At 60.0% G+C, this 17,729-nt stretch carries 19 protein-coding genes; 9 read left to right on the top strand and 10 right to left on the bottom strand.

Annotation, left to right across the window (positions count from 1 at the left end; translation table 11 throughout):
* Positions 1–42: 42 nt before the first annotated feature.
* The 4 genes from zur to ACA051_RS00330 are packed head-to-tail and all read left to right on the top strand — an operon-like array spanning position 43 to position 2,845.
* Complete coding sequence (zur, locus tag ACA051_RS00315) at positions 43–525, top strand: zinc uptake transcriptional repressor Zur (protein ID WP_010465632.1); 483 nt, start codon at positions 43–45, stop codon at positions 523–525.
* Positions 525–1,310, top strand: a complete 786-nt coding sequence (gene znuC, locus ACA051_RS00320) for a zinc ABC transporter ATP-binding protein ZnuC (RefSeq protein WP_497306759.1) — start codon at positions 525–527, stop codon at positions 1,308–1,310. Before zur ends, znuC begins: the two co-directional genes overlap by 1 nt.
* Positions 1,303–2,091: a zinc ABC transporter permease subunit ZnuB gene (gene znuB, locus ACA051_RS00325; RefSeq protein ID WP_497373044.1), complete on the top strand. Its 789-nt coding sequence runs from the start codon at positions 1,303–1,305 to the stop codon at positions 2,089–2,091. The genes znuC and znuB overlap by 8 nt, the downstream gene beginning before the upstream one ends.
* Before the next feature lie 37 nt (positions 2,092–2,128).
* A complete protein-coding gene (locus ACA051_RS00330) occupies positions 2,129–2,845 on the top strand; it encodes a PA5502 family lipoprotein (protein WP_497306763.1) in 717 nt (238 codons plus the stop codon).
* Between the two features lie 123 nt (positions 2,846–2,968).
* Here ACA051_RS00330 and katE read toward each other — a convergent pair whose 3' ends face one another.
* Positions 2,969–5,107: a catalase HPII gene (katE, locus tag ACA051_RS00335; RefSeq protein WP_497306764.1), complete on the bottom strand. Its 2,139-nt coding sequence runs from the start codon at positions 5,105–5,107 to the stop codon at positions 2,969–2,971.
* Between the two features lie 260 nt (positions 5,108–5,367).
* On the opposite strand from katE, the gene ACA051_RS00340 reads away from it, so the two are divergent.
* The 3 genes from ACA051_RS00340 (at position 5,368) to ACA051_RS00350 (ending at position 7,892) form a co-directional block, all read left to right on the top strand.
* Positions 5,368–6,375 carry a methionine ABC transporter ATP-binding protein gene (locus tag ACA051_RS00340; RefSeq protein ID WP_497306766.1) on the top strand — a complete coding sequence of 336 codons (1,008 nt, stop codon included), beginning with the start codon at positions 5,368–5,370 and terminating at the stop codon, positions 6,373–6,375.
* Complete coding sequence (locus tag ACA051_RS00345) at positions 6,375–7,049, top strand: methionine ABC transporter permease (protein WP_497306768.1); 675 nt, start codon at positions 6,375–6,377, stop codon at positions 7,047–7,049. Before ACA051_RS00340 ends, ACA051_RS00345 begins: the two co-directional genes overlap by 1 nt.
* Before the next feature lie 72 nt (positions 7,050–7,121).
* Complete coding sequence (locus ACA051_RS00350; RefSeq protein WP_497306770.1) at positions 7,122–7,892, top strand: MetQ/NlpA family ABC transporter substrate-binding protein; 771 nt, start codon at positions 7,122–7,124, stop codon at positions 7,890–7,892.
* 148 nt (positions 7,893–8,040) lie between these two features.
* On the opposite strand, the gene ACA051_RS00355 is transcribed toward ACA051_RS00350, so the two are convergent.
* Genes ACA051_RS00355 through ACA051_RS00375 form a run of 5 tightly spaced genes read right to left on the bottom strand, consistent with a single transcriptional unit; the run spans position 8,041 to position 11,964 of the window.
* Positions 8,041–8,676, bottom strand: a complete 636-nt coding sequence (locus ACA051_RS00355; protein ID WP_497306772.1) for an SCO family protein — start codon at positions 8,674–8,676, stop codon at positions 8,041–8,043.
* A complete protein-coding gene (cyoE, locus tag ACA051_RS00360; protein WP_497306773.1) occupies positions 8,673–9,572 on the bottom strand; it encodes a heme o synthase in 900 nt (299 codons plus the stop codon). Before cyoE ends, ACA051_RS00355 begins: the two co-directional genes overlap by 4 nt.
* Complete coding sequence (locus ACA051_RS00365) at positions 9,560–10,639, bottom strand: COX15/CtaA family protein (protein WP_497373046.1); 1,080 nt, start codon at positions 10,637–10,639, stop codon at positions 9,560–9,562. Before ACA051_RS00365 ends, cyoE begins: the two co-directional genes overlap by 13 nt.
* Positions 10,640–10,649: 10 nt before the next feature.
* Positions 10,650–11,258 (bottom strand): PA_0111/PP_0108 family redox-active disulfide protein, encoded by a 609-nt coding sequence (locus tag ACA051_RS00370; protein ID WP_497306775.1) that lies wholly within the window; start codon positions 11,256–11,258, stop codon positions 10,650–10,652.
* Entirely contained in the window at positions 11,224–11,964 is a 741-nt protein-coding gene (locus ACA051_RS00375; RefSeq protein WP_497373048.1) for an SURF1 family protein, read from the bottom strand. The genes ACA051_RS00370 and ACA051_RS00375 overlap by 35 nt, the downstream gene beginning before the upstream one ends.
* A 70-nt stretch (positions 11,965–12,034) precedes the next feature.
* Between ACA051_RS00375 and ACA051_RS00380 the strand changes: the two genes are divergently transcribed.
* Positions 12,035–12,238: a twin transmembrane helix small protein gene (locus tag ACA051_RS00380; protein ID WP_094469789.1), complete on the top strand. Its 204-nt coding sequence runs from the start codon at positions 12,035–12,037 to the stop codon at positions 12,236–12,238.
* A 4-nt stretch (positions 12,239–12,242) separates the two neighbouring features.
* Here the strand turns inward: ACA051_RS00380 and ACA051_RS00385 are convergent, their stop codons facing one another.
* From ACA051_RS00385 to coxB, 4 genes are all read right to left on the bottom strand, one after another.
* The gene (locus ACA051_RS00385; protein WP_497306779.1) at positions 12,243–13,130 is read right to left on the bottom strand and encodes a cytochrome c oxidase subunit 3; all 888 of its coding nucleotides are present in this window, start codon (positions 13,128–13,130) and stop codon (positions 12,243–12,245) included.
* 25 nt (positions 13,131–13,155) lie between these two features.
* Positions 13,156–13,707, bottom strand: a complete 552-nt coding sequence (locus ACA051_RS00390; RefSeq protein ID WP_497306781.1) for a cytochrome c oxidase assembly protein — start codon at positions 13,705–13,707, stop codon at positions 13,156–13,158.
* A 165-nt stretch (positions 13,708–13,872) separates the two neighbouring features.
* Entirely contained in the window at positions 13,873–15,459 is a 1,587-nt protein-coding gene (gene ctaD, locus ACA051_RS00395; RefSeq protein ID WP_461956485.1) for a cytochrome c oxidase subunit I, read from the bottom strand.
* Positions 15,460–15,541: 82 nt separating this feature from the next.
* Positions 15,542–16,669, bottom strand: coding sequence for a cytochrome c oxidase subunit II (coxB, locus tag ACA051_RS00400; protein WP_497306783.1), 1,128 nt, complete (start codon positions 16,667–16,669; stop codon positions 15,542–15,544).
* Positions 16,670–17,041: 372 nt separating this feature from the next.
* Here coxB and ACA051_RS00405 point away from each other — a divergent pair, with 372 nt between their 5' ends.
* On the top strand, positions 17,042–17,692 hold the full coding sequence (locus tag ACA051_RS00405) for a hypothetical protein (protein WP_497373050.1): 651 nt from the start codon (positions 17,042–17,044) through the stop codon (positions 17,690–17,692).
* The last annotated feature ends 37 nt before the right edge of the window (positions 17,693–17,729 follow it).

Below are 17,729 nucleotides of genomic sequence, written 5' to 3' on the forward strand. Positions count from 1 at the left end.
CGGGTAACATAATAACGTCTCTCACAAAACTCGTCGCCGCTCATGCCTAAAACACCGATTGCCAGCCGTCCCCACGACCACTCTCATTGCGTGCATAGCGCACTGACTGAGGCCGATGCCTTGTGCGCACGTCAAGGCCTGCGCCTGACTGCCTTGCGTCGGCGGGTGCTGGAGCTGGTGTGGCAAAGCCACAAGCCGCTGGGTGCCTACGACATTCTCGCGGTACTCAGTGAGCAGGACGGCCGCCGCGCCGCGCCGCCAACCGTGTACCGTGCGCTGGATTTCCTGCTGGAAAACGGCCTCGTCCACCGCATCTCCTCGCTCAACGCCTTCGTTGGCTGCAATCACCCGGAGCATGCCCACCAAGGCCAGTTCCTGATTTGCCGCGAATGCCACGCCGCCATCGAGCTCGAACAGAAATCCATCAGCGACGCGATCATCAGCAGCGCCAAGGACGTCGGTTTCGTCGTCGAAGGCCAGACCGTCGAAGTGGTCGGCCTCTGCTCGGGTTGCCAGGGGGCTTAATGAGCAATGCGCTGATCCGCCTCGAGAACGTTGCCGTCACCTTTGCCGGGCAAAACGTGCTGGATAACATCGAGCTGAGCGTCGAGCCGGGGCAGATCGTCACCCTGATCGGCCCGAACGGCGCTGGCAAAACCACGCTGGTGCGCGCCGTGCTCGGCCTGTTGAAGCCGGACAGTGGCAGCGTCTGGCGCAAGCCGAAACTGCGGGTCGGTTACATGCCGCAAAAACTTCACGTCGATCCGACGCTGCCGCTGTCCGTGCTGCGCTTCTTGCGTCTGGTGCCGGGCGTGGACCGCGCCAGGGCCTTGGCGGCACTCAAGGAAGTCGGCGCTGAGCAAGTGATCGACAGTCCGGTGCAAAGTGTTTCCGGTGGTGAAATGCAGCGCGTGCTATTGGCTCGGGCCCTGCTGCGTGAGCCGGAACTGCTGGTGCTCGACGAACCGGTGCAAGGCGTCGACGTGGCCGGCCAAGCCGAGCTCTACAGCCTGATCACGCGCCTGCGCGACCGTCACGGCTGCGGCGTGTTGATGGTCTCCCATGATTTGCACCTGGTCATGAGCACCACCGATCAGGTGGTTTGCCTGAATCGTCATGTCTGTTGCTCCGGGCACCCGGAACAGGTCAGCGGCGATCCGGCTTTCGTCGAGCTGTTCGGAAAGAACGCACAAAGCCTGGCGATTTATCACCACCACCACGACCACGCCCATGACCTGCATGGTTCGGTAGTCAGCGCGGTCCCGGCGGCCCACACCCATGTCCATGGAGATAGCTGCAAGCATGGCTGATTTTCTGCTCTACGCCCTGCTTGCAGGTCTGGCTTTGGCACTGGTCGCAGGACCGTTGGGTTCGTTTGTGGTCTGGCGGCGCATGGCCTATTTCGGCGACACCTTGTCCCACGCGGCCTTGCTCGGAGTGGCGTTGGGCTTTCTGCTGGATGTCAGCCCGACGGTGGCGGTCACCGTCGGCTGTTTGCTGTTGGCGGTGTTGCTGGTGACGTTGCAACAGCGGCAGCCGCTGGCGTCCGACACACTTTTGGGAATTCTCGCACCGAGCACGCTCTCTCTGGGTCTGGTCGTACTAAGCTTCATGCACGAAGTGCGGATCGACCTGATGGCGTACCTGTTCGGTGACTTGCTGGCGATCAGCCCGACCGACCTGGCCTGGATACTCGGCGGCAGCGCCGGCGTTCTCGCGTTGCTGTTGACATTGTGGCGGCCATTGCTGGCAATCACGGTGCATGAAGAACTGGCCCGGGTGGAAGGTTTGCCCGTGCCGGCGCTGCGCCTGACCCTGATGTTGCTGATCGCGGTGGTGATCGCTGTGGCGATGAAAATCGTCGGTGTGTTGCTGATTACTTCGCTGTTGATCATCCCGGCGGCTGCGGCACAACGTCACGCCCGCTCGCCGGAGCAGATGGCACTGGGCGCGAGCCTGCTGGGCATGCTCGCGGTCTGTGGCGGGCTGGCGCTGTCGTGGTTCAAGGACACCCCGGCGGGCCCATCGATTGTTGTGACGGCCGCCGCACTGTTTCTGCTGAGTTTTGTCCTGCCCCGTCGAGGGGTGTAGACTTGCTCGTTTTTTGCGCAAATAGAGAGTCGCAGGAATGAAGCTGTTAGCCTCCCGTTATCTGCTCCTTGTCGCATTTTCGCTGCTACTGGGCGCTTGCCAAAGCACGCCATCGGCCACCACTGTGGCGACCGATGCACGGGCCACGGCCATCGCGCAGCTGGAACAAAACCTGGCCAGCAGCGAGCTGGCCACTGCCGAAGATCAACTGGCAACCTTGCAGGCCCAGTCGCCCGACGATCCATCCCTTGTGCAATATCAGCGGCAATTGGCCGAAGCCTATTTGCGCCGCAGCCAGATCGTGTTGCAAAAGGGTGATGTGAATGCGGCCGCCACGGCGCTGGCTCGGGCTCGGGCATTGATGCCAAAGGCTCCGGCGCTGACGGGTGGGGTCAACAACGCCATCGTTAATGCCCGTAAAGCTGAGCTGGACAGGGCTGAAGCGGCGCTCATGGCTGCCGAGGCCAAGCCACAGGCCAAAGTCATCGATCCTACGGCTGAAAGCACCACGATTGCGTTGAACCTCACCGATATGACCAAGCTTCGTCGTCAATTGGATGCGATCGCCGCCGATGTGGTGAATTACCAGTGCGATGTCAGCATCCAGGCGCCGCGTACTCAGGATTTCCCTTGGCTGGCCACATTGCTCACCAAACGGGTGAAGAAGCTGGATTCAGGGTTTGATCTGAACCTTGAGAAGCAGATCCTGCGCAACGTTCCGGCGCAGATGGTGTTGAGCCCTCGTAAACCCTAAAAACCTTCGCGGGCAAGCCTCGCTCCTACAGGATGTGTGTCGTTCGCTAATGTAATGAACGACACGAAACTCTGTAGGAGCGAGGCTTGCCCGCGAAGGCGTCTCATCTAGCAATACAACACTTTAAGCCGGAATCGCCTTGGCCTTCGGCTCCCGATCCCAAACCCGATGCTGCCCGATCGCGGCAAAAAACGGTTTGATCAACTTGGCATCCGCACCCACGATCAGCCCCGCATCAGCCTCCAGCTTCAACACATCCAGCAACTGCTTCGCCTCGCCATGCAGCGCAATCGCCTTCAAGTGCTTGTACGCCTCCAGCAGGTAATGCAGCGCCACGCCATCAGTGCTCAACGCCTTGATCGACGCCGCGCCACCGGGCACGAATACCGCATCGAATGCCACCGAAGGCAAGCCTTCCATCGAAGCGTCCACCGGCAGTGTTTTGCCATCGGCGGTGGTCACCGGCGCGGAAGTCGGGCCGAGCAATTTGGCGTGCGCACCTTCGGCCTTCAGCGCCTTCTTCATCGCATCAATCGCAGCACCATCGACACCGTTGGCCGCGAGAATCGCCACTTTCCGGGTTTTGATATCTGCGGGCAGCAGATTGGCCTGGCTCAAGGCGGGTGAGCGGTCCGGCGAAGTCTTGCGCACTTCAACGGTGCCAGCCTTCGGCGCGGGCAAGCCGAGGTTCTGCGCCACGCGCTTTGCCAGTTCCAGGTCGATATTGGCCAGGATCTCATTCACCTGACGCGCCCGGATGAACTCACGCTCAACCTTGCCCAGCTCAAAGCTGTACGCCGAGATGATGTGTTCCTGTTCGTGCTTGCTCATGCTGTGGAAAAACAGGCGCGCTTGGGAGAAATGGTCGCTGAACGACTCGCTGCGTTGGCGAATCTTGTTGGCATCGATGCGCTCAGGGTAGGTCTCGAACCCACCGTCCTGCGCGGCGGGCGGCGTCTCCTTCGGCCAGCCACCGTCGATGGAGTTCGGCTCGTAGGATGCGCGTCCCTTGTCGATGGTGGTGCGATGCAACGCATCCCGTTGGCCGTTATGGAACGGCGCCACCGGGCGGTTGATCGGAATCTCGTGAAAGTTCGGCCCGCCGAGTCGGCTGATCTGCGTATCGGTGTAGGAAAACAGCCGTCCCTGCAATAAAGGATCGTTGGAGAAGTCGATGCCTGGCACGATATGGCCCGGGCAGAACGCAACTTGCTCGGTTTCAGCGAAGAAGTTGTCCGGGTTGCGGTTGAGCACCATCTTGCCCAGCGGGGTAATCGGCACCAGTTCTTCCGGGATCAGCTTGGTCGGGTCGAGGATATCGAAGTCGAATTTATGTTCGTTTTCTTCCTCGATGACCTGCACGCCCAGTTCCCATTCCGGGTAGTCGCCCATCTCGATCGATTCCCACAGATCGCGACGGTGGTAGTCGGTGTCTTTGCCGGCCAGCTTCTGCGCTTCATCCCACACCAGTGAGCAAGTACCGGCGGTAGGGCGCCAGTGGAATTTGACGAAGCGCGACTTCCCTTCGGCGTTGATCAACCGGAACGTATGCACGCCAAAGCCTTGCATGCTGCGCAGGCTTTTCGGGATCGCCCGGTCGGACATGGCCCAGATCACCATGTGCGCTGATTCCGGTACCAGAGAAACGAAGTCCCAGAAGGTGTCGTGAGCCGAGCCGCCGGTAGGAATCTCGTTGTGTGGCTCCGGTTTCACAGCATGCACGAAGTCAGGAAACTTGATTGCATCCTGAATGAAAAACACCGGCATGTTGTTGCCCACCAGGTCGAAGTTGCCTTCGTCGGTGAAGAACTTCACGGCGAAACCTCGCACGTCCCGCACGGTATCGCCTGACCCGCGCGGTCCCTGCACCGTGGAAAAGCGCACGAAGACCGGGGTTTTCTTGCCCGGGTCCTGTAGGAAACCGGCCTTGGTCAGTACGGAATGGTTTTCATAGGTCTGGAAAAAACCATGAGCGCCAGTGCCCCGTGCATGGACGATGCGCTCCGGGATCCGCTCATGGTCAAAATGCGTGATTTTTTCACGCATGATGAAGTCTTCCAGCAACGACGGCCCGCGGGCGCCGACCTTCAAGGTGTTCTGGTTGTCCGAAACCTTCACGCCCTGATTGGTCCGCAGGGCTTGCTCGGTGGCGTCGGAGCGGAATTTTTCCAGGCTATCGAGCTTGGCATTGGTGTTGCCGCGGTCCAGGGTATCGGTCCCGGCCAGTGCGCTTTTGGGTGCGGCAGGCTTTTTAGTGCTCATCAGTCGTAAACTCCTCGTTGCGATCCCGTAGCCAGGACTTATATGCATTCCCCAGGCACGGCACCGGGGGCGTTTTCGAGTTGCCTTATTAGTGACTGGCGAGCTTTTTAGCCGTTCCTTTTTTCTAACCTTCGATCGCGTTATTGCCAAATGGAAGGTTGAATGCGGAATAAATGCTAATAACCTCTATACGGACAGGCTAAAATGCGCGCCCGGCTAACTGCTGACCCTATTCCAACGCGCCCCACAAGGTTCGCTACGTGATCGAGTTTCAAAACGTCCACAAAACCTACCGCGTCGCCGGTAAGGATATCCCCGCTCTGCACTCGACCAGTCTGTCGATTGAGAACGGTCAGGTCTTCGGCCTGATCGGTCACTCCGGCGCGGGAAAAAGTACCCTGCTGCGTCTGATCAATCGCCTGGAAGAATCCAGTGGCGGCAAGATCTTCGTCGACGGCGAAGAAGTCACGGCGCTCGATGCCAACAGCCTGCGCCGCTTCCGCCAGCAGGTCGGGATGATTTTCCAGCACTTCAATCTGCTGGCGTCCAAGACCGTGGCTGACAACGTCGCGCTGCCGTTGACCCTGGCCGGTGAACTGTCGCGCAGCGAGATCGACCAGCGTGTCGCCGAGTTGCTGGCTCGGGTCGGCTTGTCCGACCACGCCAAGAAGTACCCGGCGCAGCTGTCCGGCGGCCAGAAGCAGCGCGTCGGCATTGCCCGCGCCCTGGCGACCAAGCCGAAAATTCTGTTGTGCGACGAAGCCACTAGCGCCCTGGACCCGCAGACCACGGCGTCGGTCCTGCAATTGCTGGCCGAGATCAATCGCGAGCTGAAACTGACCATCGTCCTGATTACCCACGAGATGGACGTGATCCGCCGGGTCTGCGACCAGGTCGCAGTCATGGACGCGGGTGTGATCGTCGAGCAAGGTTCGGTCGCCCAGGTGTTCCTGCATCCCAATCACCCGACCACCAAGCGTTTCGTGCAAGAAGACGATCAGATCGATGAAAGCGAACAGCGTGACGACTTCGCTCACGTGCCGGGCCGCATCGTGCGTCTGACTTTCCAGGGCGAAGCGACCTACGCGCCATTGCTGGGCACCGTCGCTCGGGAAACGGGTGTGGACTACAGCATCCTGGCCGGTCGTATCGACCGCATCAAAGACGTCCCCTATGGGCAATTGACCCTGGCTGTTACCGGTGGCGACATGGAGGCGGCGTTCGCCCACTTCACCGCGGCTGACGTCCACATGGAGGTCCTGCGCTAATGGAAGTCCTGACAAGTTTCTTCGTTAATATCGACTGGTTCGAAATCTGGCTGGCCACCGGCGATACCCTGCTGATGCTCTTCGGTTCGCTGTTGTTCACCGTGTTGCTCGGCCTCCCGCTGGGCGTGCTGTTGTTCCTGTGCAGTCCGCGTCAGTTGCTGGAATCCAGAGCCCTCTACGCCGTGCTGTCACTGGCGGTGAACATCCTGCGTTCGCTGCCGTTCATCATTTTGCTGATCGTGATGATCCCGTTCACCGTGCTGATCACCGGCACCTCGCTCGGCGTCGCCGGTGCGATCCCGCCGCTGGTGGTGGGCGCCACGCCGTTCTTCGGGCGACTGGTGGAAACCGCTCTGCGCGAGGTGGATCGCGGCATCATCGAAGCCACCCAGGCCATGGGAGCGACTACCCGGCAGATCATCATCAACGCCTTACTGCCAGAAGCCCGCCCGGGCATTTACGCGGCGATTACGGTGACGGCTATTACACTGGTGTCCTACACGGCGATGGCCGGGGTGGTCGGCGCCGGTGGGTTGGGTGACCTGGCGATCCGTTTCGGCTACCAGCGTTTCCAGACCGATGTGATGATCGTCACCGTGGTGCTGTTGCTGGTGCTGGTGCAGGTTCTGCAAATGGTTGGCGACAAACTGGTCGTCCATTTCTCACGTAAATAAGATTGAGCCGGCCATTCGCTGGCAGGTGCCAAACGGGCGCCGCAAGCGGGTGCCCCACAAGGAGTTAGCTGAATGAAAAAACTATTCGTCGCGTTCGCAGCCGTTGCAGCATTTTCCGCCCACGCGGACACCCTGACCGTCGCAGCCACCCCGGTCCCGCATGCGGAAATCCTCGAATTCGTCAAACCGGCCCTCGCCAAAGAAGGCGTGGACCTGAAAGTCAAAGTGTTCACTGACTACATCCAGCCAAACGTGCAGGTCGCCGAAAAACGCCTGGACGCCAACTTTTTCCAGCACCAGCCGTACCTCGATGAGTTCAACAAGGCCAAGGGCACCGACCTGGTCGCCGTTGCCGGTGTGCACCTGGAACCGCTGGGCGCTTACTCCAGCAAGTACAAGGCACTGACCGAGCTGCCGGGCGGCGCCAACGTGGTGATCCCGAACGACGCTACCAACGGCGGTCGTGCACTGTTGCTGCTGGCCAAGGCCGGCCTGATCAAGTTGAAGGATTCGAACAACATCCTGTCGACCGTCAAGGACATCACCGAGAACCCCAAGGACCTGAAATTCCGTGAGCTGGAAGCCGCGACCATCCCGCGCGTGCTGACCCAGGTCGACCTGGCGCTGATCAACACCAACTACGCGCTGGAAGCCAAGCTCGATCCGTCCAAGGACGCGCTGGTCATCGAAGGCAACGACTCGCCTTACGTGAACATCCTCGTAGCCCGCCCGGACGACAAGGACAGCGCAGCGATGCAGAAGCTGGTTGCTGCCCTGCATAGCCCGGAAGTGAAGGCCTTCATCCTCGAGAAGTACAAAGGCGCGGTATTGCCGGCGTTCTGATCTACCGCTTGAACGAAAAATGGGGCGCATTGAATGCGCCCCATTTTTTATGCCTGAAACACCGTCCCCTGTAGGAGCCAGGCTTGCCGGCGAAGGCGATCTCACGGGCGCTTTCGCCGGCAAGCCTGGCTCCTACAGAGGACGTCGCTTATTTGCGGTTCAGCATCACCGGCAACTGCGCCACCAACTTGGCGTTATTCAGCGGTGCGCGAATGAACCCACGCTGTGTCCCGTCCGGGCCGATCACCGCCAGGTTGCCGCTGTGATCAACCGTGTAATTCGGCTTGCTGGTATCTGCCGGAATAAACGGAATGCTCACCGCATTGGCCAGTTTCTGAATGTCTTCAACCGACGAAGCCGTCAGGCCTGTGAACTGCGGATCGAAGTAGCCCAGGTACTGTTTGAGCTGTTTGGGCGTGTCGCGGTTCGGGTCGACGCTGACCAGGATGATCTGCAACTTCGCCACGGCCTCTGGCGGCAGTTCGCTTTTGATCTGGCGCAGCTGGGCGAGGGTGGTCGGGCAGATGTCCGGGCAGAAGGTGTAGCCGAAGAACAGCAGTGACCACTTGTCTTTCAGCTCGTTGACCATCACTGGCTTGCCGTCCTGATCGGTCATCGTCACGTCCGGCAGGTTGCGGCTTTGCGGCAGCAAAATGATCCCGGCGTCGATCAATGCTGTCGGATCGCCCTGGCCTTTGCCGGACAGCACTTTGTTGATGGTCAGGCCCATGACCAGCGCGATCAGGGCGACGAGGATAAAGACGGTTTTCTGAGTTCGAGTCATAGGTTCAACAATAAGTAGTGGTCTACGAGCAGCGCGATAAACAGCAGGAACAAGTAGTAAATAGAGTACTTGAACGTGTTGATCGCCGCGTGCGGCCGAGTGCCACGGTACAGCACCACGGCCCATTGCAGAAACCTTGCGCCCAGTCCCAGGGCGCAAATCAGGTAGAGCATGCCGCTCATGTGGATCACGTAGGGCATCAGGCTGACGGCCAGCAGCACGAAGGTATAAAGCAGGATGTGGACCTTGGTGTAATGCTCGCCATGGGTCACCGGCAACATCGGGATGTCAGCCTTGGCGTATTCCTCTTTGCGGTGTATGGCCAGGGCCCAGAAGTGTGGTGGGGTCCAGGCAAAGATGATCAGGACCAGCAGCAAGGGTTCGGCGCTGATATGGCCAGTGGCAGCGGTCCAGCCGAGCAACGGCGGGGCCGCACCAGCCAGGCCGCCGATGACAATGTTCTGCGGCGTCGCGCGTTTCAGGAAGCCGGTGTAGACCACCGCATAACCAAGCAAGGACGCGAGGGTCAGCCAGGCGGTCAGCGCGTTGGTGAAGGCCAGCAGTACGGCTTGCCCAAGCACCGCCAATACCAAGGCAAACGTCAGCGCCGCCGCCGGTGATACCCGACCTTCTGCCAAGGGACGTTTGTGGGTACGCGCCATCACTGCATCGATACGCCGGTCCACCACATGGTTCACCGCCGCCGCACCGCCGGCACACAACGCGATCCCCAGATTGCCGAACACCAGCACCGTCCACGGCACCCCGGCGCGGGTCGCGAGGAACATGCCGACCAGCGAGGTGATGAGCATCAGCACCACCACTTTCGGCTTGGTCAGCTCCAGGTAGTCACGCCAGATCGCCTGACTGTGACGTTCGCCGATCAGAGTCGCCATGGCATCTCTCCTTTTATTGTTATGGGCCCGGCTGAGTGTTTGCGCGGGCTGAACCGCCAGCGCGCAGGATTTTGCTGTTTGACCCGAACCAGGCTGGTTCGCGCGTGATAATTGACCAGCACCATTGTCAGTAGCAGCGCTGCGCCACCCGCGTTGTGCGCGACGGCGACGGGCAGCGGCAAGTGGAACAAGACGTTGCTGATGCCGAGGGTGATTTGCGCGGCGAGTGCGATCAGCACCAGTCCGGCCAAGCGCGTCATGCCAACCACTTTCAGTTGCCAGGCCAGCCCCAGCAGCACGAGCGTTACCAACAACGCGCCGATGCGGTGAGTCAGGTGAATCGCCGTGCGGGCATCGCTGTCCAGTTGCCCGCCGAGGTAATTGGGGCCGATGTGTTGGGTCAGGTGAAAACCGTTGGCGAAATCAGCCGGTGGCAGCCATTGCCCATGGCAGGTCGGGAAGTCGATGCACGCCACGGCTGCATAGTTGGAACTGACCCAGCCCCCAAGGGCGACTTGCAGGATTACCAGCAGCAACCCGGCCGTCGCCCAGTGCTGCAAACGCCGTGGCACGGTCAGCGCCGGCAATACGCCGGACAATCGCAATGTCAGCAAAAACAACAGACTCAATGTCGCAAACCCGCCGAGCAAATGCCCGGTCACCACCTGCGGCCAGAGCTTGAGCGTCACCGTCCACATGCCGAACGCCGCTTGGGCGATCACCACCGCCAGCAGAAACAACGGCAACTTCACCGATTGCCCCGGATGCCGGCGGTGCACCCAGGCGCGACCGGCCAGTACTGAAATCAACAACCCGAGGGTGCCGGCGAAATAGCGGTGGACCATCTCGTTCCAGCCTTTGTGGGCTTCGACGGGCGCATCGGGAAAATGCAATTCGGCATGGGCCAGTTGGGCTTCGCTTTTCGGCACGCTTATAAAGCCGTAGCACCCCGGCCAGTCCGGACAGCCGAGGCCGGCGTGGGTCAGGCGGGTGTAGGCGCCGAGCAACACTACAATCAGTGCCAGCAAGGTGGCAAACAGCGCGAGGCGAAATCCAGGTTTGGCCATGACGATGCCCTTATCCGATGTTCGACAGTTTCAACAGATGACGCAGGTCGTTGAGCAAGTCCTTGCCCTTCACCGTCGGGTCATAGCGCAGCACCAGATTGCCGTGCGGGTCGATGATCCACAGTTGTGGTGCGGCTTTGTCGCCGGTCCCGCTTTTTTTATTGAAAGCGCTGAAGGTGGTCAGGTCCATTGGGTAGCGTTGCAGTTGCGGGTATTCGCGGGTCAGCTTGGCGTCGTAATCGGCCGTCAGCGGTTGCGCAGCAGCCAGTGCGTGGCTGGCGCGTGACGCATCGCGGCTGAGGCCGATCTGGACCTGCCGCGCCAGGTACACCAGTTGCTGGCAGTCCACCGAGCACTCCTTGGGCGCGGTGACCAGCAATTGCCAACGGTCCTCTTGCGCTTGCACGCCAAGCTCGGCACGGGTCTGGCCGTTTCCGATCAGCTCGCCGTGATAGCTGCGGCCCTCCGGCACCCAGAACTGCAATTTGTACATGCCCGTGGCGAGGATCATCGGACCGATCACCCCCATCAGGATCAGCAATAACTGCAACCGGCCCTTGCGCCGACTCACCGGCGTTTTCGCCTCAGACATGCTGGGTGGATTCATGGCCGCTCCCATGGTGTTTCTCCTTTGCGTTGTGCCAGCCGAGATAGAGATAAAGGCCGAACAGGGCGATCGACATGGCGAACCACTGCACGGCATAAGCGATATGTTTTTCCGGCCCCATGGCCACTACGGGCCAATCGGCCTGGTAGGACGCGGGGCCGGCTTCTGCGCGTAACTCGTAGGCAAAACCGTCACGGTCGAGCGTCGTCCACAGCTTGGCCGGTTCGACGGCAGTGATCAGGTGTGGCCACGTGGTGGTGCTTGGGTCGGCGTGCAATTGGAAGGTGGCGCCAGGGGAGACGTAAACCCAGGCATCCAGACTCAGGGCCTGAGTCGGTGTAGTGAACTGCGGCGGGGTGCGCCGATCCGGCCACGGCAGCCAGCCACGATTGACCAGCAACCAGAGCCCGGTCGCCTGATCCTGAAACGGTTGCAGCAGTTCGACGCCGACCTTGCCGTCGCGCTGGCGGTTATCCAGCAGCAGACTGTGTGCGGCATCGAACTGACCGTGAATTCGAACCCGGCGAAAAGCCGGATCCTCGGTGTGTGGCAGCTCGGTACTGGCCATCGGTTCAGCCGCCCGGCGCTCGGAGTAGCTTTGCAACAGCGCGCTTTTCTCCGCGCCCCGGCTCAATTGCCAGAACCCGAGTGACACCAGCATGGGCAATAGAAGTGCGACCACCAGGGTCGGCACGATACCCGGCCGGAAGCGCTTCATGGCGTCGCCAGAAAGTCGATGGTTGCGATAGCTATACTCAAGTGCATCGCCTTCCCCCCGGAGTCCCACCATGCTCAAAGCAGCCATCGTCCTGATGCTGATTGCCACGGTTGTCAGCCTGTTCAGCGGCCTGTTTTTTCTGGTCAAGGACGACAGCAGCTCGAACCGCCTCGTCATTGCCTTGAGTGTTCGTGTTGCCCTGGCCGCCATCACCGTCGGCTTGATTGCCTGGGGATTTTTCAGCGGCCAGTTGGTTTCTACTGCGCCTTGGTAACGCCTCAGAGCACGTAGACGAAAACGAAGAGACCGATCCACACCACGTCCACGAAGTGCCAATACCAACTCGCCGCTTCAAACCCGAACTGGTGTTCGTTATCGAAGTGCCCGCGCATGATCCGCATCAGCATCACAAACAGAATGATGGTGCCCATGGTCACGTGGGCGCCGTGGAAGCCGGTGAGCATAAAGAACGTTGCGCCGTAGATGCCCGAACCCAGCGTCAGGCCCAGTTCGTTGTAGGCGTGCATATATTCTTCGGCCTGAAAACCGAGGAACGCGCAGCCCAGCAATACGGTGATCGCCAGCCAGATTTTCAGCGCACCGCGATGGCCCTTTTTCAAGGCGTGGTGGGCGATGGTCACGGTGACGCTGGAACTCACCAGCAACACGGTATTGAGCAGCGGCAGGCCCCAGGGACTGATGACTTCCTTGGGCGGCGGAAACAGTTTTGAGTCAGGGTTGTTCAGCAACGGCCAGACGAACTCGAAATTAGGCCAGAGCATATGAGCGAGGCCTTTGGCCCCTTCACCCCCGAGCGCCGGGCCGGAAATAGTTCTCACATAAAACAGAGCGCCGAAGAACGCGATGAAGAACATCACCTCCGAGAAGATGAACCAGCTCATGCCCCAGCGGAACGAGCGATCCATCTGTGCGCTGTACAACCCTTGACGACTTTCCTTGATCACGGTTCCGAACCAGCCGAACAGCATGTAGGCCAGCAGCAGTCCACCGACGAAAAAGATCAGCGGGCCGTGAGACTCCGGCCGCGCCGCCTTCAGGTCGTTGAACCAGGTGGCCAGGCCGAACACGGTGACGAACATACCGAGCGTGGCAATGATCGGCCATTTGCTCTGGGCCGGTACGTAATAGTGCTCATGAGTTGCCATTTATTGTTCTCCTTATCGGGCACGCTCAGCCGCCAGTGTTTACAGCGACCGGTGGATGTCGGGCGGTGATATCGAACAGCGTGTAGGACAGCGTCAGGTGCTTCACTTCCTTGGGCATGTCGCGGTCAACGATGAAACGTACCGGCATCTCGATCCGTTGACCGGGCTGCAGCACTTGCTGGGTAAAGCAGAAACATTCGGTCTTGTGGAAGTACGCCGCTGCATTGCTCGGCGCGATGCTTGGCACTGCTTGGGCGCTCATCGGTTTGTCGGTCGGGTTGTGCGCGATAAAAATCATCTCGTTCACGGCCCCCGGGTTAGCCGTCAGTTCGTCACTTTTGGGATAGAAATCCCAGGACATGTCGGCGGAATTGGTCGACAGGAACTGCACGCGCACCTGGCGCGAAGTGTCGACCGTCTGCTCGCCCTCGTACTGCCCGCCGGTCTTGCCGTTGATGCCGAACGCCTTGCACATCACGTCGTAGATCGGCACCAGGGCAAAGCCGAAGACAAACATCGCCACCACGACCAACAGCAGGCGGGTGACCAGCTTCTTCATCGAAATCGAATCAGCCATGGTTTCCAGCCTCTACGCATAACCCGATAGGAGCGGGCCTTTGTGGCGAGGGAGCTTGCTCCCGCTGGGTCGCGAAGCGGCCCCAAAAGCTTGGCGTCTGCTTCGCCGCCGAGCGGGAGCAAGCTCCCTCGCCACACAAGCTCGCTTCCACAAAGGCAAGGCTGTTCATTTCACTTCCGGCGGTGTGGTGAAGGTGTGATACGGCGCCGGTGACGGGATGCTCCACTCCAGGCCTTCCGCGCCATCCCACGGTTTGGCCGGTGCCGGCTCGCCGCCGCGGATGGTCTTGATCACGATGAACAGGAAGAAGATCTGCGTGGCGCCGAACATGAACGCGCCGATCGACGACACCATGTTGAAGTCGGCGAATTGCAGGTTGTAGTCCGGAATCCGCCGCGGCATGCCCGCCAGCCCCACGAAGTGCATCGGGAAGAACGCCATGTTCATGCCGATGAACGAGAGCCAGAAGTGCAGCTTGCCGAGGGTTTCGTCGTACATGTGGCCGGTCCATTTCGGCAACCAATAGTAGGCCGAGGCGAAAATCCCGAAGATCGCCCCGGGCACCAGTACGTAGTGGAAATGCGCGACCACGAAGTAGGTGTCTTGGTACTGGAAGTCTGCCGGGGCGATGGCCAGCATCAGCCCGGAGAAGCCCCCGATGGAGAACAGGATCACGAAGGCCACCGCGAACAGCATCGGTGTCTCGAAGGTCAGTGAGCCTTGCCACATGGTGCTGGCCCAGTTGAACACTTTCACCCCGGTCGGCACCGCGATCAGCAGTGTGGCGTACATGAAGAACAACTCGCCCACCAGCGGAATGCCGACCACGAACATGTGGTGCGCCCAGACGATGAACGACAGGAACGCGATGCTCGCCGTGGCGTAGACCATCGAGGTGTAGCCAAACAGCGGTTTGCGCGAGAAGGTCGGGATGATCGAGCTGACGGCACCGAAGGCCGGCAGGATCATGATGTACACCTCGGGATGACCGAAGAACCAGAACACATGCTGGAACAGTACCGGGTCACCGCCACCGGCGGCACTGAAGAAGCTAGTGCCGAAGTGGATGTCCATCAGCATCATCGTCACGCACCCGGCCAGTACCGGCATTACCGCGATCAGCAGGAACGCGGTGATCAGCCAGGTCCAGACGAACAGAGGCATTTTCATCAACGTCATGCCGGGGGCGCGCAGGTTGAGGATGGTGGCGATCACGTTGATCGCACCCATGATCGAACTGATCCCCATCAGGTGGATGGCGAAGATGAAGAAGGTCACGCTTTCCGGTGCGTAGGTCGTCGACAGCGGGGCGTAGAACGTCCAGCCGAAGTTCGGTCCACCGCCGGGGGTGAACAGGGTCGACACCAGCAGGATGAATGCCGCCGGCAACAGCCAGAAGCTGAAGTTGTTCATCCGGGGCAGGGCCATGTCGGGCGCGCCGATCATCAACGGGATCATCCAGTTGGCGAGGCCGACGAACGCTGGCATCACCGCACCGAACACCATGACCAGACCGTGCATGGTGGTCATCTGATTGAAGAATTCCGGCTGGACGATTTGCAGTCCCGGCTGGAACAGCTCGGCGCGAATCACCATCGCGAACGAGCCGCCCAACAGGAACATGGAAAACGCAAACCACAGGTACAGCGTGCCGATGTCCTTGTGGTTGGTGGTCAGCACCCAACGCATCAGGCCTTTGGCGGGACCGTGGGCGTGATCGGCATGACCATGGTCATCGATGACGGCGCTCATGGCGTGTCTCCTGCAAACAGATGGGCTGGGCAGGCCGGGGCGCGCTGCCCCGACCGGTTCCTTGGTTGCGCAATAGACCGGGTCATTTGCTTTCCGCCTGTTTCAGCTCCAGCACTTCTTTAGGAGTGACCATGTCGCCTTTGTTGTTGCCCCAGGCGTTACGTTCGTAGGTCACGACCGCTGCGATATCGACTTCCGAGAGCTGTTTGCCGAACGCCGCCATGGAGGTGCCGGGCTTGCCGTGGAAGACAATGCTCAGGTGATCCTTGATCGGTCCGGTAGCGATTTTCGAGCCCTTGAGCGCCGGGAACATCGGCGGCAAGCCCTGACCTTCGGCCTGGTGACAGGCGACGCAGGTGGTGTGATAGACCTTGTCGCCGCGCTCTTTGAGTTCGTCGAGGGTCCACTCCTTGCTGGTCAGCTCTTTAAGCTGCAGGGCTTCGGCCTTGCGCTCGGCCAGCCATTTTTCGTAATCGGCCTTTTCCTTGACCTCGACCACAATCGGCATGAAGCCGTGGTCTTTGCCGCACAACTCGGCGCACTGGCCACGGTAGATGCCGGGTTTGTCGACGCGGGTCCAGGCTTCGTTGACGAACCCCGGAATCGCATCGCGCTTGACCGCAAAGGCCGGTACCCACCAGGAGTGGATAACGTCGGCCGACGTCACGAGGAAGCGCACCTTGGCGCCAATCGGCAGCACCAGCGGCTTGTCGACCTCGAGCAAGTAATGCTCGCCCTTGGTTTCCTTGTTGTGGATCTGGTCGGCGGGGGTCGTCAGGTTGCTGAAGAACTCGACGTCCTGGCCCAGGTATTTGTAATGCCACTTCCACTGATAGCCGGTGACCTGGATATCGATATCCGGCTCACTGGCGTCGTACATCTTGATCAGGGTTGCCGTCGCAGGAACCGCCATGGCCACCAGGATCAGGAAGGGCACGATGGTCCAGAGGATTTCAACGGTGGTGCTTTCATGAAATTTTGCGGCCACCTGCCCCGTGGAGCGGCGGTGGACCATCATCGACCAGAACATGGCGCCGAAGACGATGATGCCGATCACTACACAGATCCAGAAAATGGTCATGTGCAGGTCAAATACTGCGTGACTGATTTCAGTCGCTCCCGGCGCCATATTCACAGTCCAGGCGGCTTGCGCCTGGCTGAAAATCGACCACAACAGGAGGCCCATCCAGACGTGTGGATGTCGCATCATTGCGGGTTCCCCTTATCGTTCTTGTTATCCCGCCGGCTTTCACCTGCGGCAAGGGAGCGGCTTTTTCAGACTACGAAACTTGAATCGCCGAGCCTTGCTGCGTGTGCAGTCGGGCGTCATCAGCTAACTCCATTCCCACCCGAGTATAGACAGCGACTGCTACCTCGCAACGTGATGGCGTAAATGATCTGAAACAGGTGGGACTTGCGTTCAAGGGCACGAATGGAGAAGGATGCAGACGAGTGGTGGCAAATCGATATAACGGAGGCGTCTCAATAATGAAACAATTATGACAAATGCGTCTTAGCATTTTTCATAAGCCAGCTAAGTTATGTCTTCCCTATTTCATTGCCTTTGTTTCCTGGAGTTTTCATGAACACCGCCGCATTGCGCGAGCAGATCCAAAAAGCCCAACAACACGAGGCCGAAACCGGCCTGCTGACGCGTCAGCTTGAAACTCAATTGCCACACCTTCACTCCGCCATCCAATTGCCGGATGTCGACGCCAACGGCGTGATGACGCGTTTTGTGGCCGCGTATATAGAGCAAGTGCCGGACCTGCTGGACGCAGCCAATGAAGTCGCCAGGGAAGCGGGTATCGAATCACAGATCAAGCCGGTGCTGAACATCGCCGAGCAGTTCTTCCTCCAGCCACCGGCAATCATGACCGGTCATGTCGGTCTGGACAGCCTGCTGGACGAAGCTTATCTGGCGCATCGGTTGGTTGAAGAGGTCAATGACCTGTACATCAAGCATTTTGGCCAGCCACTGATCCCCTTGGACATGACTGTCGCCAACCTGATTGCCCACCAACTGATCGGCGAGGACTTCGCCAACCAGCTGGACGAGGCGGTTCATCACGCGGTGGACGAGATGCTTGATGAAGAGAGTTTCGCGCTGGAGTCCGTGGAGGCTTATCGCGAAAAACTCAACAGCCCGGACACCGGCGCCGCATGGAAGCGCTGGCCGTGCCTGTCGCGCCAGCTGGGTGTAGGGCTGGCGCTGGATCAGCCAGCGGCCTAACGCAATATCCCCCTGTAGGAGCGAGGCTTGCCCGCGA

The organism is Pseudomonas sp. LBUM1669 (genome assembly GCF_059695705.1).

Bases quoted from the DNA above. Each gene is read 5' to 3' on its own strand.
- cyoE (WP_497306773.1), bottom strand. From the start codon at position 9,572: ATGGCGACTCTGATCGGCGAACGTCACAGTCAGGCGATCTGGCGTGAC.
- ACA051_RS00345 (WP_497306768.1), top strand. From the start codon at position 6,375: ATGGAAGTCCTGACAAGTTTCTTCGTTAATATCGACTGGTTCGAAATC.
- znuB (WP_497373044.1), top strand. From the start codon at position 1,303: ATGGCTGATTTTCTGCTCTACGCCCTGCTTGCAGGTCTGGCTTTGGCA.
- zur (WP_010465632.1), top strand. From the start codon at position 43: ATGCCTAAAACACCGATTGCCAGCCGTCCCCACGACCACTCTCATTGC.
- ACA051_RS00385 (WP_497306779.1), bottom strand. From the start codon at position 13,130: ATGGCAACTCATGAGCACTATTACGTACCGGCCCAGAGCAAATGGCCG.
- ACA051_RS00405 (WP_497373050.1), top strand. From the start codon at position 17,042: ATGAACACCGCCGCATTGCGCGAGCAGATCCAAAAAGCCCAACAACAC.
- ACA051_RS00355 (WP_497306772.1), bottom strand. From the start codon at position 8,676: ATGACTCGAACTCAGAAAACCGTCTTTATCCTCGTCGCCCTGATCGCG.
- ACA051_RS00390 (WP_497306781.1), bottom strand. From the start codon at position 13,707: ATGGCTGATTCGATTTCGATGAAGAAGCTGGTCACCCGCCTGCTGTTG.
- znuC (WP_497306759.1), top strand. From the start codon at position 525: ATGAGCAATGCGCTGATCCGCCTCGAGAACGTTGCCGTCACCTTTGCC.
- coxB (WP_497306783.1), bottom strand. From the start codon at position 16,669: ATGATGCGACATCCACACGTCTGGATGGGCCTCCTGTTGTGGTCGATT.
- ACA051_RS00380 (WP_094469789.1), top strand. From the start codon at position 12,035: ATGCTCAAAGCAGCCATCGTCCTGATGCTGATTGCCACGGTTGTCAGC.
- ACA051_RS00370 (WP_497306775.1), bottom strand. From the start codon at position 11,258: ATGGGAGCGGCCATGAATCCACCCAGCATGTCTGAGGCGAAAACGCCG.
- ACA051_RS00330 (WP_497306763.1), top strand. From the start codon at position 2,129: ATGAAGCTGTTAGCCTCCCGTTATCTGCTCCTTGTCGCATTTTCGCTG.
- ACA051_RS00375 (WP_497373048.1), bottom strand. From the start codon at position 11,964: ATGAAGCGCTTCCGGCCGGGTATCGTGCCGACCCTGGTGGTCGCACTT.
- ACA051_RS00365 (WP_497373046.1), bottom strand. From the start codon at position 10,639: ATGGCCAAACCTGGATTTCGCCTCGCGCTGTTTGCCACCTTGCTGGCA.
- ACA051_RS00350 (WP_497306770.1), top strand. From the start codon at position 7,122: ATGAAAAAACTATTCGTCGCGTTCGCAGCCGTTGCAGCATTTTCCGCC.
- ctaD (WP_461956485.1), bottom strand. From the start codon at position 15,459: ATGAGCGCCGTCATCGATGACCATGGTCATGCCGATCACGCCCACGGT.
- katE (WP_497306764.1), bottom strand. From the start codon at position 5,107: ATGAGCACTAAAAAGCCTGCCGCACCCAAAAGCGCACTGGCCGGGACC.